This window comes from Serratia sp. FS14 (genome assembly GCF_000695995.1).
Taxonomy (GTDB): domain Bacteria; phylum Pseudomonadota; class Gammaproteobacteria; order Enterobacterales; family Enterobacteriaceae; genus Serratia; species Serratia nematodiphila.
Window position 1 is genome coordinate 4,997,564 of record NZ_CP005927.1, and the last position, 14,274, is coordinate 5,011,837.

A 14,274-nucleotide genomic window follows, 5' to 3' on the forward strand; every position below is an offset into this window, starting at 1 on the left:
CGCGGGCTTTGTCGTGCCGAATTTGCCCGCCTGGCTGAAGCCGTCACTCCATTTTGGCTGCACAAGGAACTCATCATGACGACCCTGACAGGACAAGCAAGACTCACCAACTCCGCCGCCTACGAGCAAGTGTGGCAAGCGGAGCGCCAGGCCTGCCGCACCGACGCAGATCCCGACACTCTGACGGTCGGCGTGGTGGTGGTGACGCGCAACCCGGTGTTTTTCCAAACCGGGCTCAGCGTACTGAACGATATCCGCGATTATGTTTTCAACCGCGTGCATATACAGTCCGAGATGCCGCTGAAACTGTTGGATCTGGCGGCGGACTCGCTTTATCTGGCCGCGCGCGAAAAGGCGTTGCACTTTCTCAAAGGCCAAAACAAGGCTATCAACGTTCGCATCATCCAATGCGCCAGCCTGGCCGAAGCCACCGGCAAGATCATCTATACCCATGCGCTGGAACAGCGTCCCGAATTTCATTTGGGCATGCTGTTCTACGATCAGACCACGCCGGCCGGCGTCGATGACAGCATCGAACAGATCGATCGCGATCTGGACGCCTTTTACAGCGCCTTGCAGCGCAGCGGCATTCCCGCGTTTTACACCACCTTCTCCACCGTTGCGTTCATTCGCCAGCTGCGATCGCCCTTCCGCTACCTGCCGCAGCAATACCGCGAAATCGTGCGCAGCGAAGATCCGGCGATCTTCCAAACCGAGCTGTTGTGCCTGTGGATGGACTTCTTCGAGATGAACTACACCAACCGCCGGGTCAAGCCGATCGGCGCGCTGGCGCTGCACAACACGCTGGGTGAGCAGTTGATTCAATTTTTCGAGCGTACCGCCGCCGAACGCTGGCTGGTGTCCTATTACACCGGGTCGATCATCTCCAATCTGATCGGCTATCTGGATCGGCATGCGGAGGCGCGCGGCGCGCTGATCCTGCGCGGCCCTAACGAACACGCCATCGCCTGCGGCGCCATGGCCAACTGGCAGCTGTATCGCATGCCGTTCCTCGGCGTAGTGACCTCCGGGATGATGGATGAATTCAAGGGGACGCTGGCCAACCTCAAGGAAACCGCCGCCCAGGGCATCATCGTCGCGGCGGAAAACCGCGGCAATCAATGGTACAGCTTCCAGGGAACGCTGACGCCGACGGAAGACATGCGTGAAGTGCTCGTCGCCCGCCGCATCCCGTTCGTTTATATCGATGACGTCGAAACGATCGGCACCGGTTTGACGGAAGCCTTCCGCCTTTATCATCAAGGCCAGGGGCCGGTGGTGATTCTGGCGACGCAAAACGTGCTGGAGTCGACCCTGTCGCTGGAGGGCGCCGTCTGCGATCCCTCGCCGATCCCGGTTCTGTCGGCGGACGATCCGCTGCCGATGAGCGAAAGCCTGGCCCAGGCGATAGCGCTGATCAACCGCGGGCCGGAACGGCTGGTGTGGCAGTTGGGCCCGGTCAGCGACGACGAATACGCCCTGATCCATGACATCGCCGACGCCGCCGGGATCGCCCTGGTGGACTCGTTGGCCCATCCAGGCTCGGCGCCGAAATATTATCAGGGTCGGCGCAATCCCCACTACCTGGGCACCCTGGCGATTTACGGCTACAGCCCGCGCGTCTACAACTTCCTGCACACCAACGACAAGCTCAACGCCATGAGCGAGCAGAGCCTGTTTATGATCAAAAGCCGCGTCGCTCAGATCACCACCCCCTTCTCCGACGGCAGGCTGGAGCGCAAGGTTCACCTGGTGCAGCTTACGCACGATGAGCGCCATCTGTCGCCCTATGCCGATCTGCACCTGCACATGAACTGTCTGGCGTTCCTGCGCACGGTGAAAGCGCATCTCGACGTCGATCCGGCATTGCGGGAAAGACGCCGCGCGCTGATCGCCGCCTATCTCGACTCGCCTTCCGACGTGGTCAGCCAGCTTCCCAGTCTGCCCATGTCGGCCAACTACTTCTTCTGCCAGTTGAACCGAGTGATTGAAGAGCTGATCGAAACGGAGGGGTTCGATTTTACCGGCGTATATGACGTCGGCCGGTGCGGCATCTCCGCCGCGCGCAACGTCGCCAAAACGCGCCGCGGCTTTTCCGGCTGGTATGGCCGCGCCCTGATGGGCGACGCTCTGCTGGCCACCGGCTACCTGGCTTACACCAGCCCAAGCCACGTGATGGCGTTTATCGGCGACGGCGCTAAAGGGATCGTACCGGACATCCTGCCGGCTTTTATCGACAACATTCTTACCCATCCACAGTTGCTGAATAAAAGCATCACCGTCTTCTATTTATGCAACGGCGGGCTGTCCGTCATCAATACCTATCAGGAACGCATTCTGTTCAACCGCACCTCACGGCAAATGCGGTTGGTGAACGTCGAACAGCCGGACGTCGAACAAACGGTCAATAACTTCCATATCCAGAGCAAAACGCTTACGCATTTCGACGAAGACGTCATTCGCCAGGCGCTGACCACGCCGCACCGACTCAATCTGTTCTCCGTGGTGCTGGGGCACAACAATGAAGGCGACGGTATCTCGCTGGCCACCGCCAAAGGCTGGCAGCGCGATCCGAGCGACCACGACGCCCTGCAGGAGCGCAAAGCCTGGGCGGCCCAACAGCCCGAATCGACCAGCACCGCCTTCGACCAAGATCCTACACAGGAAGCCACCTCATGAAATTCGGATTCATCGCTCATCCCACCTCGCTGGGGTTGAAACGTTACGTCAAAATGCTCGATCTGCTGCAACGCAACTCGACCGAGCAGCACAGCGGCTATACGCGTGAACTGTGGGAACGACAAAACCTGGTTCCCTTTATGAACTTCGCCAGGATCACCTCGGCGACCGGCGCCACTTGCGAAGGGGTGATCAAATACATGCCGCTGGTGGCGGATGAAATGCTGGCCGACGCACGCGGTATCGCCGCCAGGGTGGTCCAAGGCATCGAAGAGCTGGCCGGCGATGGCGCCGAACTGGTCGGTCTCGGCGGTTTTACCTCTATCGTTGGGCGACGCGGCGAAGCCACTGCGGAAAAGTCGCCGGTGCCGGTCACCTCCGGCAACTCGCTGACCACCTACGCCGGCTACAAGGCCTTGATGCAGATCCAGTCCTGGCTGGAAATCCGCCCGGAGGAGGAACCCGTCGCCATCGTCGGCTATCCGGGATCGATCTGCCTGGCGCTAAGCCGTCTGCTGCTGGCGCACGGTTTCTCTCTCCATTTGCTGCACCGCGCCGGCAACCACGATCGCAGCGAACTGCTCAGCCATTTGCCCGAGGAGTATCACTCGCGCGTCACCCTGACCAGCGATCCCGAAGATCTCTACCCGCGCTGCAAACTGTTTGCCGCCGCGACCTCCGCCGGCGGCGTGATCGACCCCGCCAGACTGCAACCCGGCTCGATCTTCATCGACGTGGCGCTGCCGCGCGATATCGCTTCGGAAACGCGCCCGGCGCGGGATGACATTCTGATCATCGACGGCGGCTGCGTCACCGCCACCGATGCGGTCAAGTTGGGTGGAGAATCGCTCAACGTCACCATCAAGCAACAATTGAACGGCTGCATGGCGGAAACCATTGTGCTGGCGCTGGAAAACCGGCGGGAAAACTTTTCGCTGGGCCGCTATCTGGCGCCGGAAAAAGTGCTGGAGATCGGTGAAATCGCCGAGCGCCACGGGTTCTTCGCCTATCCGCTGGCCTCGTACGGCGAGCGCATCGATCGGCAGAGCGTGACCAATCTCAAGCGCTACTACCACCATGACATCTATGCCGGGGAATCGGCTGATGCGGCGTTGCCCGCATCGCGCCTGGCGTTTATCGACGCGGTCATCGCCCAAACGCCGGCCAGGGAAGACACCCTCGACCGCTATCATCAATACATCAACCCCATGATGGTGGACTTCCTCAAGTTGCAGCGCTGCGACAACGTTTTCCGCAGCGCCGCCGGCACCCAGTTGTATGACGATGCGGGCGAGGCTTTCCTGGACATGGTGGCGGGCTACGGGTGCCTAAACCTGGGCCACAACCCGCAGCCAGTGGTCAACGCGCTGAAAAACTACCTCGACGCTCAAGGCCCCAACTTCATTCAATACATTTCCATTCCCGAACAGACCGCCAAGCTGGCCGAAGTGCTCTGTCGTCTGGCGCCGGGCAACATGGGCCGGGTGTTCTTCAGCAACTCCGGCACCGAAGCCGTCGAGGCCGCGATGAAGATCGCCAAGGCCTCGACGGGCAAGCCGGGCATCGCCTATCTGCGCAACAGTTACCACGGTAAAACGCTGGGCGCGTTGTCCATCACCGGACGAGACAAACACCGCCGCTATTTCACACCGCTGCTGGACGCGATGGTGGAAGTGCCGTTCGGCGATCTCGCCGCGCTGCGGGAAGCGCTGAACCGTGAAGACGTCGGCGCGCTGATGATCGAACCGATCCAGGGCGAAGGCGGCGTGCATATCCCGCCCGCCGGTTACCTGCAGGCGGTGCAGCAGCTCTGCCGCGAGACCGGCGTGCTGCTGATGGTGGACGAAGTGCAAACCGGGCTTGGGCGCACCGGCAAACTTTTCGCCTGCGAATGGGACGGTATCGAACCGGACGTGCTGATGCTGTCGAAATCCCTGTCCGGCGGCCTGATCCCCATCGGCGCCACGCTGTGCCGAGCCGATCTTTGGCAAAAAGCCTATGGCACGGCGGATCGCTTCCTGGTGCACAGCTCCACCTACGGCGGCGGCAACCTCGCCTCGGTCGTCGCCCTCAGCGCGCTGCGCGAGATCCTGGCGCAGGATTTGGTCGGCCATGCCGAACGGATGGGCGCCTACTTTAAGCAGGCACTGAGCGAGATCGCCGCCCGCTATCCGTTCGTCAGCGAGGTGCGCGGCCGCGGCCTGATGCTGGGGATCCAGTTCGACCAGGCGTTCACCGGCGCGGTCAACGCCTCCGCCCGCGAATTCGCCACCCGGCTGCCGGGCGATTGGCACACCACCTGGAAATTCTTGCCCGATCCGGTGCAAGCCCATCTGCGGGCGGCGATGGATCGCATGGAACAGGCGCTCGGCGAAATGTTCTGCATGAAATTCGTCACCAAGCTGTGCCAGGACCACAAGATCCTGACCTTCATTACCGCCAACAGCTCGACGGTGATCCGTATTCAACCCCCGCTCATCATCAGCAAAGCCGAGATCGACCGTTTCGTCGGCGCCTTTGCCACGGTGTGCGAGGAACTCTCCACCTTTTTAGACTAGGGAGCCAGCAATGCCTTTAACCAAGCAAGATGCCGTCAATCAGATGATGGGCTTTTTCCAGGCCAAGGCGCTGACCGCCGCGCTGGCGCTGAAGCTGTTCGATCAGCTGCGCGATCGGGACGCCGACGCGGCGCACATCGCCGCGCGGCTTGACTGCCCGGCGCGTTCGACCGAGCAGTTGCTCATCGCGCTGCGGGCCATGGGGTATCTCGACCAACGAGACGGCCTTTATCATCTGCCCGCCGCCCACCGGGCTTTTCTGTTGAGCGACGAACCGCAGTGGCTGGGATGGCTGGGCCGCCACATCGATACCTTCCTGTATCCGCTGTGGGGCGAGCTGAAAACGGCGGTGCGAAACGATGCCCACCAACGCCGCACGGTATTCGGCGATGACCGCAGTTGGTTCGACATCCTGTACCAAAATCCGGACGACGTAGCGGACTTCCAGGAGTTTCTCGGTAAATTCGCCGCGCCCTTTATCGCCGGCTTTGTTCGCGATTACGACTTCTCGCAACACCGTGCGTTTTTGGATATCGGCAGCGGGATCGGCAGCCTGCCGATGGCGATCGCCGACGCTTATCCGGGGATCGCACTGGCGATCTGCGAACTGCCGCAGGCCTCGGCGTTTTTGCGCGACAAGCTGACGCTGCAAGGCTATGGCGAACGCATTGACGTCGTGGAGGGCGATGTCATCAGCGGCGATCTGCCGATCGGCGGCTATGACCTGATCCACCTGGGATGGATGCTGCACGACTACGCCCCGGAAACCCAACTGACCATCCTGCGCAACATCTATCGGGCGATGCCGGCCGGCGGTCGCTTCATCGCTTCCGAAACGCCGCTGAACGAAGACAAGTCAGGGCCGGAATTTACCGCCCTGCTGTCGCTGAACATGCTGGTCTCCACCGACGGTGGCATAGAGAGCAGCGCGCAGGAATACCTGGACAGATTCCGTCTGGCGGGGTTCAGCAACGCGCGCATCATGAAAATTGCCGGCCCACGCACCCTGATCGTCGGCGAAAAATAACCAGTTAGCAACGGGAGCTCGCAATGTTAGAAAGCAAATTGATCCAGCATATCGCCACCCAGTATCTGGATGGCGATCACGACGGCCTGAACGCTCAAACCCCGCTGTTTGAACTGAACGTCGTCGATTCCGCCTCCATTTTCGATCTGGTGGATTTTCTGCGTCAGGAGTCTCATGTCGCCATCGGCATGCATGAGATACATCCGGCGAACTTCGCCTCGGTGCAGGCGATGGTCGCGCTGGTGCAACGGTTGCAAGCGCAAGTCGCCGCAGGGGGTGTCGCATGAGCGTTCACGCCGTCGATAGCGCCGCAAACGCGCATGAAGCCGTCCGGCAGTCGGTGCTGCACACCTTCGCCCGGCTGACCGAGTATGAACTGTCGGCACTGGCCCTGACCAGCCATCTGGAAAACGATTTGGGCGTCGACTCCATCGCGCTGGCGGAAATTGCCATGGTGCTGAACCGTCAGTTTCAATTAAATACGCCGCTGGAGATCCAGGAGATCAAAACCATTCAGGATGCGCTCGATGGTATTTTGCAGCGCGGTTTCACGCTGCCGACGCCGAACGCCGCCGCGCAACCTGCCCCCGAGACGCCTCAGGCCTGGTTGAGCGCTCTCGTGCGCCAGGTGTTCGCCACCCACAGCGGATATGAAGTGCGTGATCTGCCCCCCGACGCCGCCATCGAAGGCGACCTGGGGATCGACTCCGTCGCGGTGGTGATGGCGCGCAACGAGCTGCTCAAAACGCTGAGCCTGGACGATAACACAGCGCTGGCGGAGTGCCGCACGTTGGCTGAGCTGGAGCACAACCTGGCGGCGCGGCTGCTTCAGGAACAGGGCGAAGCGTGGTTCAGCCGCTTTGGCCAGCACACCGCCGCATCCGCTGCGCCGCAGCCCACCAAGGCGCCCGCGTCGCCGGACGCGCGCGATGAGCTCGGCGATCCGCGCACCATGCGGGACTTCGTCGGCATCGAGCACCCGGATTTGTTCCATAAAACGCGTGAGTTTGGCGCTTTTTATCGCGATAAAAAACAGCGTCAGCTTTACTGGTACGGCATGCCGCTTGAAACGCCGTGCAAAAACCGCGCGGTCATGTTCGACGAGGTCACCGGCAAAAGCCGCGAATTTCTGATGTTCGGCTCCAACAGCTATCTGGGATTGTCGAACCATCCGGAAGTGATCCACGCCATCCAGGACGCCGCCGGCCTGTACGGCGCCACCAATACCGGATGCCGCATCATCGCCGGTAGCAACGTGCTGCATCTGGAATTGGAGCGCAAACTGGCCAAGCTCAAAGGGCGCGAAGACTGCATCGTCTATCCGTCCGGCTACTCGGCCAACCTGGGATGCATCTCGGCTCTGACCAGCCGACACGACCTGGTGTTCACCGACGCCATCAACCACATGAGCATCCAGGACGGCTGCAAGTTGGCGGGCGCGCAGCGGAAAATTTATGACCACTCTTTGACCAGCCTTGAGAAATCGCTGGCCAAATACGCCGATCACCCCGGCGGCAAGCTGATCGTCACCGATGGCGTTTTCAGTATGCACGGCGATATTGTCGATCTGCCGCGCCTGATGAAGCTGGCCGAACGCTACGGCGCACGCGTATTGGTCGACGACGCGCACGCGACCGGCGTCTTGGGCAAAACCGGCTCGGGCACGGCGGAACACTTCAATATGAAAGGCCGGGTGGATCTCGAGCTGGGCACCATGAGCAAGGCGCTGTCGGGGTTAGGCGGCTTCGTTTGCGCCGATGGCGAAGTGGTCGAATACCTGCGTTTCTACTCCAACTCCTATGTTTTCGCCGCCACCATCCCCGCCGCAGTCGCCGCCGGCGTGATCGCCTCCATCGACGTGATGCTGCGTGAACCCGAGCGACTGGCCAAGCTGTGGGACAACATCTACTACTTCCGCACGCTGCTGCTTAACGCCGGTTTTGACCTTGAGCATTCCGACTCGGCCATCATTCCGGTGGTGGTGGGCGACGACGCCAAAACGCTGCTGTTCGGCCGCGCCGTCCGGGCGCGCGGGCTATTCTGCCAGACCGTGGTCTTCCCGGGCGTCAGCGTGGGTGACGCCCGCTTACGCATCAGCGTGACCAGTGAACACACGCGTGAAGATCTGGATGAAGCCTACGCCATTTTGGTGGCGGCGGCGCTGGAGACCGGCGTGCCGGTCAACGGCGATGTCCGACGGGAAGAGCGCGCACGCGCCGCCGAGGTCTGACATCATGGCAACCTTCATTTCACCGATACTGGAGGCCCTGTTCCGGCACGCCCGCCAAGCGCCGGAAAGCACCGCTCTGCTGTGCGGCGATCGACGCTGGAGCTATCGTCGCCTGGCCGATCGCGCCTGCATGATGGCGGCGGCGCTGCGACATGCCGGGTTAAAGCAGCAGGCCGTGCTGCTCAACCTGCAGAAAGGGCCCGACGCCGTCGCCGCCATGTACGCATGTTGGCTGAGCGGCAACCACTATGTCCCTATCGATTTCAGCCAACCGACGGCGCGCATCGAACGCATTATCGCCGCCGCCTCACCCGCGCTGATCGTCGATGAGGGCTGGTTGAGCGCGCTCGATGGCCGCACCGATCTCGATGGCGCCTGGCCGGAAGCGATCGCCGCGCTCGGCTCCCCCCTCGCCGCCATTCTCTATACTTCAGGCTCCACAGGCACCCCGAAAGGGGTGCAAATCACCCATGACATGCTGACGTTTTTCATCGGCTGGGCCGTCAGCGATACACAACTGACGGCGCGCGACGTGCTGGCCAATCATGCCAGTTTCGCCTTTGATCTGAGCACCTTCGATCTGTTCGCCGGCGTTTGCGCCGGCGCCGCGACCTGGATCGTGCGCGAAGATGAACAGAAAGATTGCCAGGCTCTCGTTCGCGGATTGCAAACGCACGGCGTCACTCTGTGGTACAGCGTGCCTTCGATTTTAGCCATGCTGGAAAAGAGCGCGTTGCTGGCGCCATCGACGGTGAAAACGCTGCGCCAGGTCACGTTCGCCGGTGAGCCTTATCCGGCCGCCGCGCTGAAGCGTCTGGTTGCGCATCTGCCGGCCCGGTGCCGCGTCAGCAACTGGTATGGCCCGACGGAAACCAATGTCTGCACCGCCTACGCGCTGGATCGAACGCAGTTGGCGACGCTGGAGCAGATCCCCATCGGCCATCCGTTGCCCGGCTTGACGGCGCAGTTGGTCGATGAACAGGGGCGCCTGCAGCCGATTGACGGTACGCCGGGCCGACGCGGAGAATTGCTGATCGGCGGACCGTGCGTTACCCCCGGCTACAGCAACGTCGCCTCATCGCGGCAAGCGCAATGGCATCCGCGCCAATGTCACGCGACCGGCGACTGGGTGGAGACGACGGCGAATGGGCTGGTCTACCGCGGCCGGCTGGACGACATGGTGAAAATCAACGGCTACCGGGTGGAATTGGGTGAGATTGAATCGATCCTTCATCACCATCCCTCGGTCAGCCAGGCCGCACTGTATGTCGAGCTCGGCGAGCTGAAGCAAAGACTGATCGCCGTGATCACCCTCCATCCCGGCGCGCTCCGCCCCAACCTGCTGGAGCTCAAGCAGTTCCTGCAGCCCAGGCTGCCCGCCTATATGCTCCCCAGCCAACTGGTGGTCGCCGACAGTCTGCCCACCAATGCCAACGGCAAGGTGGACAGAGGACGTTTGTCCGAGGTGAACGCGCGATGAACCAGGAAATTCATGCCGCGCCGCTGGCGCTGGTCGGCATCGGCTGCGCACTGCCCGGCATCGATCGTATCGATCTGTCCAACGGCGCCGCCTGGTCGGCGCTGTTCGACGCCCCGCCGCCGATGCCGTGGAGCGATGCGGCCGCGCCGATCCGCGGTCGCCAGATCGACGACGCCGCGTTTGATTTCAAAAAATTCGCCATCCCGCCGCTGTTTCGACTGGCGGTCAGCCGCGAGACCCGCCTGGCGCTGCAGGCCGCCTCCGCCGCCATGCAGCATCTGACGTTATCCGACGCGTTGCGCGACCGCTGCGATCAATTTTGCGCCACCCATTTGGGCAGTGATGCGGCCTATCGCAACGCCACCAAAATCGGCGCGCTGCGCAGGCTGGCCGAACGGCTTGACGCTCAGGGGCTCTCACCGGCAGCGGTCATGCGCCGGATTGACGATTACAAACAGCCGCTGGCCCAGGCGTTCGGCAGTTCATCCCACGATCGCGTAGGGGAAATGGCCTCCAGCATTCCCGCGCGCATCGCCCATTTCGCCCGCACGCGCGGTAAATGCCAAACCCTCGACGGCGCCGATCTGGGCGGCCTGCGCTTGCTGCAGTTGGCGCAAGACTGTTTTCGCCATGCCGACAGCCGCATGGCGGTGCTGACCGCCGTACAATGCTTCCACCATCAACCCCAGGCGGACATGCTGTTGGCGCAGGGCGTTTCCTCTTCGGCCTGTTGGCTGGAGGGGGCGATCAGCCTGGTCGTTTGCCCGCTGGACGTCGCTCAGGAACAGGGATGGCCAGCGATAGCGCAATTGTCGACCCTGATCGCCGAACGACAGGATGCCGCGCCGAGCGCCGGCTATTTTGCCGGTGCCAATCAGGTTTTCTGCCATCTCCTCGACATGCTGTTGCAACGGCAACAGACGTGCGCCGGCCACTCGTTCACCGGCTACCGCTGGCGGATTGACGCGGCGTCTCCCCCCTCATTAAAACCGACGGCTTCGCCACGCATCAGCATCATCGACTATCAGCCCATCACCGCGCAGGGGCTGGATAAAGCGCGTTTCTGGCAGGCCTTGCGCAACGGTGAGGACGCCCTGCGCGATCACAGCCCCGAGCAGTTGCACCCCGGCGCCTTCGTGCGACCCACGCCGCAAAAGCTCAGCGCCTACACCGCTCATGCCATGTGCTTCCCAACGCACGATCCGGTGCGGCTTGAGCTGACGCGGCCTATGATGCCGGCCAAAAAGCAGCGCCTCGACGTCACACAACTGCACGCCCTCAACGGCTGCGCGGCGTGGCCCGACAGCCTGCGACGCTTTGAACGCATCGCCATTATCGTCGCCAGCAACCTGTCTTTGAGCGCCGATCGACAACAGGCCATGAGCGCGCTGTGGCCGGCATTGCCTTCCGCCGACGTCCCCCTTTCGCCACCGCCCCAACCCGCGATCAACCGCTGGAGCTGGCATGGCGCCTGCGGCCTCGGCACCGCGCAGCTGTTGGCGCAACAGCTCGGCGTCGAGGCGGACTGCTACGCGGTCGAGGCGGCCTGCGCCAGTTCGCTGGCCGCCTTGCACAATGCGGTCAGGGCGTTACAGGCCGGCCGCTACGATGCGGTGCTCGTCGGCGGCATAGAAACGGCGACGCTCGAACGCGATATGGTGCTGTGCAGCGCGCAAATGATGCTTTCCGCTTCGCGTATGCGGCCTTTCGCCCGACAAGCCGACGGTTTTACTCCCGGCGACGGTGGCGGCTTCTTCATTCTGACCGGCCAGGCGACATCGCGGGCCATCGCCACCATCGAAGCGATATCGGGATCTTGCGACAGCTATTCCATGACCGCGCCCGATCCCGAGGGCCAGGCGTTGGCAATCGAAAAAACCCAGAGCCTGAGCGCCGTCGAAGCGCGCCATATACAGTATCTCGAAGCGCACGGCACCGGCACCGAACTGGGCGATCGGGCAGAAGTCGCGTCATTGCATCAGGGGTATCACCGCGCCGCACGCGCCCCTTTGTACATCGGTTCGGTGAAGTACAACTTCGGCCACTGTTTCGCCGGCGCCGGTGCGCTCAGCCTGTGTAAAGTGCTGAGCGCTTTCGAACACGGTCAAATCCCGCCCACGCCGGTGGCGACATTGAATGCCGAACTGCCGCTGGCGGCGATCCCGGCCGAAATCCCACAAATCGCGCTCGACTGGCCACAGGGTGAAGACGGGCGTCGGGCGGCGATCAACGGCTTTGGCACCGGTGGCATCAATTACCATTTGCTTATCCATCAACCCATTTAAAAAGGCCGCCCAGATGCACATTATCGTCCATAAGATTCGGCTAAAAGACATCGCCCACCGCGCCGCGTTTCGCGACTGGGTGGAGACGACCGATTACCAGGCTTGCCGCCACCTCGATGCGGTACGCGCCTTCGATGTCATCGAAGTCAGCCCTTCGGCGGAGGCGCCGTTTCACTTTATCGAAATCATTCAGCTGAACTCGCTGAAAATGTTCGAGCGCGAGATGCAGACCCCGCTGTTTCAAAGCCTGGTTGAACGCTTTAATCAGTTGGCGGAAGTCGTTGACGAAATCAGCGGAGAACGCATCGCCGATGGTTATCGAGCTTAGCGTGGCGCCACGTATCGTCATCGCGCTGGGCGGCCCCCACCGCTGCGCCGCCGTTCGGGGATTGCGGCATCTGTCGGCGGTGAAAAACCACGCGCGGGCACAGGCCATCGCGCTGCTGAACCGGACATGGTGCCGGGGGGACGCGACCGGCTTTACGCTGCGCCATGAGGCGAGTGGACAACCGTTCGGCGAACACCTCCTGCTGGGACGCCGCCACGTTTCTCTCAGCCATTCGCATGCCTGGTACGCCAGCGCCACCGGCGATATCCCGCTCGGCATCGATCTGCAGCATTATCGCCCCTTCTCCGGCGCGGCGCTGCGCTGGGCCTTTGGCGAGGCGGAACAGCGATTGGGACGCATACAGGCCTGCGCCGTCTGGGCCATTCGCGAAGCATTTTTAAAAAGCCACGGCCGCGGCCTGCCCTACGAATTGCGGACGATCGGCATCGACTGGCACACCGGGTTGGTCTCAAGCGCCGACGGCAGTTTGGCGAGCAGACGCTTCTGGCTGTGGCGCAGCCTGGACTGGGCATGCGCACTCTGCTTTCCGGCGGAGGAGAGCATGTCGTTCAGAGCGAACGTTACCGTATTTTCCCTGCCCGCCCCTTCCGCTTTCGGAGCCTTATCATGACCCAAGACCTTTTCGCCGCGGCGCTGCAACAGGCCGTGGACATCGCGCGGCAGGCGCCCTCTTCACACAACTGCCAACCCTGGTCTCTCCACTATGACGCCGACGCCCGATGTGGCCGGTTGGCTATCGACCGCCGTCGCGCCTTGCAGAGTCTGCCTTCGCTGGAACGCGAGATGCTGATGAGCTGCGGGATTTTCTTCGAGTACCTCAGCGCGCTGCTCAACTGTGCAGGCTTGCCTCTCGCCTGGCGTTGGGAGCATGGCCCCACGCATTTACTGAGCTTTGCCCCCGCCGCACCTGCCGCGCCCGATCGCGCCGCCCATCGCCAATTGGCGCAGCTGATCGGCGAGCGGCATACCGCACGAGCGGCCTATCAGCCTACGCCAATCAATGAAGCGCAGCGGATGCAGCTGCAGACCCTGTTCGACGGAACGGCGAGTTCGCTCAGTATCGCAGGTGACGAACGCGCTCGCCGTCGGGTCGCGCAGCTCACCGCTCGTCACGCCGCGCTCGATTTCTCGGATCGCCAAGCCTGGCGCGAAACCTATCAATACATCCGCTTCAACGAACGGCAGCCTACCGACGACGGTTTTCACCTGCACCACCTGTTTGGCCCGGTATCCCCAGCATTCAAGCGCTTCTTCCAAGTGGCGTTTCATCCTCGCTTAAGCAGGCTGGCGACCGGGCTGCGCTTGCCGGCTTATATGGCGCAAGGGCTGGCGCAACGCGTCGCGGAAGGCCCGCAATACCTGGCGCTGTGTCTGAACGACGAAAGTGCCGAGCACCTGTTCGCCACCGGCATGCGGCTTGGACGTCTGTGGCTCACGCTGCAACACTGGGGTTGGGGATTGCATCCGATCAGCGTTCTGGTGCAACACGCCGAGGCGCGTCGCGAGCTCGCAGCAACCCTGGCGCTCAGCGCTCCCCCGGTGTTTTTTGCCCGCTTCGGCCACCTGCAACAATGGGGCAGCGCAGCACCCAGACGCAGCTGGCAAAGCATTTTGACCGCGCCGCCATCCGGCGAATGCGCGCCCCCGGGGAACGATTTCCCCTAAT

Annotated in this window: 10 protein-coding genes; all 10 read left to right on the forward strand. The window is 62.4% G+C overall.

Annotated features, from left to right (window positions below):
* Nucleotides 1-75: 75 nt before the first annotated feature.
* Genes L085_RS22935 through L085_RS22980 form a run of 10 tightly spaced genes read left to right on the forward strand, consistent with a single transcriptional unit; the run spans nt 76 to nt 14,273 of the window.
* The gene (locus L085_RS22935) at nt 76-2,679 is read left to right on the forward strand and encodes a hypothetical protein (protein ID WP_044031809.1); all 2,604 of its coding nucleotides are present in this window, start codon (nt 76-78) and stop codon (nt 2,677-2,679) included.
* Nucleotides 2,676-5,237, forward strand: coding sequence for an aminotransferase class III-fold pyridoxal phosphate-dependent enzyme (locus L085_RS22940; RefSeq protein ID WP_015376883.1), 2,562 nt, complete (start codon nt 2,676-2,678; stop codon nt 5,235-5,237). The genes L085_RS22935 and L085_RS22940 overlap by 4 nt, the downstream gene beginning before the upstream one ends.
* Before the next feature lie 10 nt (nt 5,238-5,247).
* A complete protein-coding gene (locus L085_RS22945) occupies nt 5,248-6,264 on the forward strand; it encodes a methyltransferase (RefSeq protein ID WP_004940222.1) in 1,017 nt (338 codons plus the stop codon).
* Between the two features lie 23 nt (nt 6,265-6,287).
* On the forward strand, nt 6,288-6,551 hold the full coding sequence (locus L085_RS22950) for an acyl carrier protein (RefSeq protein WP_004940224.1): 264 nt from the start codon (nt 6,288-6,290) through the stop codon (nt 6,549-6,551).
* Complete coding sequence (locus L085_RS22955; protein WP_044031810.1) at nt 6,548-8,494, forward strand: aminotransferase class I/II-fold pyridoxal phosphate-dependent enzyme; 1,947 nt, start codon at nt 6,548-6,550, stop codon at nt 8,492-8,494. The genes L085_RS22950 and L085_RS22955 overlap by 4 nt, the downstream gene beginning before the upstream one ends.
* 4 nt (nt 8,495-8,498) lie before the next feature.
* Nucleotides 8,499-9,974: a D-alanine--poly(phosphoribitol) ligase gene (locus L085_RS22960; protein ID WP_226988560.1), complete on the forward strand. Its 1,476-nt coding sequence runs from the start codon at nt 8,499-8,501 to the stop codon at nt 9,972-9,974.
* Nucleotides 9,971-12,259 (forward strand): polyketide synthase, encoded by a 2,289-nt coding sequence (locus L085_RS22965; protein ID WP_044031812.1) that lies wholly within the window; start codon nt 9,971-9,973, stop codon nt 12,257-12,259. The genes L085_RS22960 and L085_RS22965 overlap by 4 nt, the downstream gene beginning before the upstream one ends.
* Nucleotides 12,260-12,272: 13 nt before the next feature.
* On the forward strand, nt 12,273-12,587 hold the full coding sequence (locus tag L085_RS22970) for a RedY-like protein (RefSeq protein ID WP_004940233.1): 315 nt from the start codon (nt 12,273-12,275) through the stop codon (nt 12,585-12,587).
* On the forward strand, nt 12,571-13,218 hold the full coding sequence (locus tag L085_RS22975) for a 4'-phosphopantetheinyl transferase superfamily protein (protein WP_044031813.1): 648 nt from the start codon (nt 12,571-12,573) through the stop codon (nt 13,216-13,218). The genes L085_RS22970 and L085_RS22975 overlap by 17 nt, the downstream gene beginning before the upstream one ends.
* Nucleotides 13,215-14,273, forward strand: a complete 1,059-nt coding sequence (locus tag L085_RS22980; protein ID WP_044031814.1) for a prodigiosin biosynthesis protein PigM — start codon at nt 13,215-13,217, stop codon at nt 14,271-14,273. The genes L085_RS22975 and L085_RS22980 overlap by 4 nt, the downstream gene beginning before the upstream one ends.
* The last annotated feature ends 1 nt before the right edge of the window (nt 14,274 follow it).

Coding starts and splice junctions, on each gene's coding strand:
- L085_RS22980 (WP_044031814.1), top strand. CDS start 13,215: ATGACCCAAGACCTTTTCGCCGCGGCGCTGCAACAGGCCGTGGACATC.
- L085_RS22940 (WP_015376883.1), top strand. CDS start 2,676: ATGAAATTCGGATTCATCGCTCATCCCACCTCGCTGGGGTTGAAACGT.
- L085_RS22960 (WP_226988560.1), top strand. CDS start 8,499: ATGGCAACCTTCATTTCACCGATACTGGAGGCCCTGTTCCGGCACGCC.
- L085_RS22975 (WP_044031813.1), top strand. CDS start 12,571: ATGGTTATCGAGCTTAGCGTGGCGCCACGTATCGTCATCGCGCTGGGC.
- L085_RS22965 (WP_044031812.1), top strand. CDS start 9,971: ATGAACCAGGAAATTCATGCCGCGCCGCTGGCGCTGGTCGGCATCGGC.
- L085_RS22955 (WP_044031810.1), top strand. CDS start 6,548: ATGAGCGTTCACGCCGTCGATAGCGCCGCAAACGCGCATGAAGCCGTC.
- L085_RS22950 (WP_004940224.1), top strand. CDS start 6,288: ATGTTAGAAAGCAAATTGATCCAGCATATCGCCACCCAGTATCTGGAT.
- L085_RS22970 (WP_004940233.1), top strand. CDS start 12,273: ATGCACATTATCGTCCATAAGATTCGGCTAAAAGACATCGCCCACCGC.
- L085_RS22945 (WP_004940222.1), top strand. CDS start 5,248: ATGCCTTTAACCAAGCAAGATGCCGTCAATCAGATGATGGGCTTTTTC.
- L085_RS22935 (WP_044031809.1), top strand. CDS start 76: ATGACGACCCTGACAGGACAAGCAAGACTCACCAACTCCGCCGCCTAC.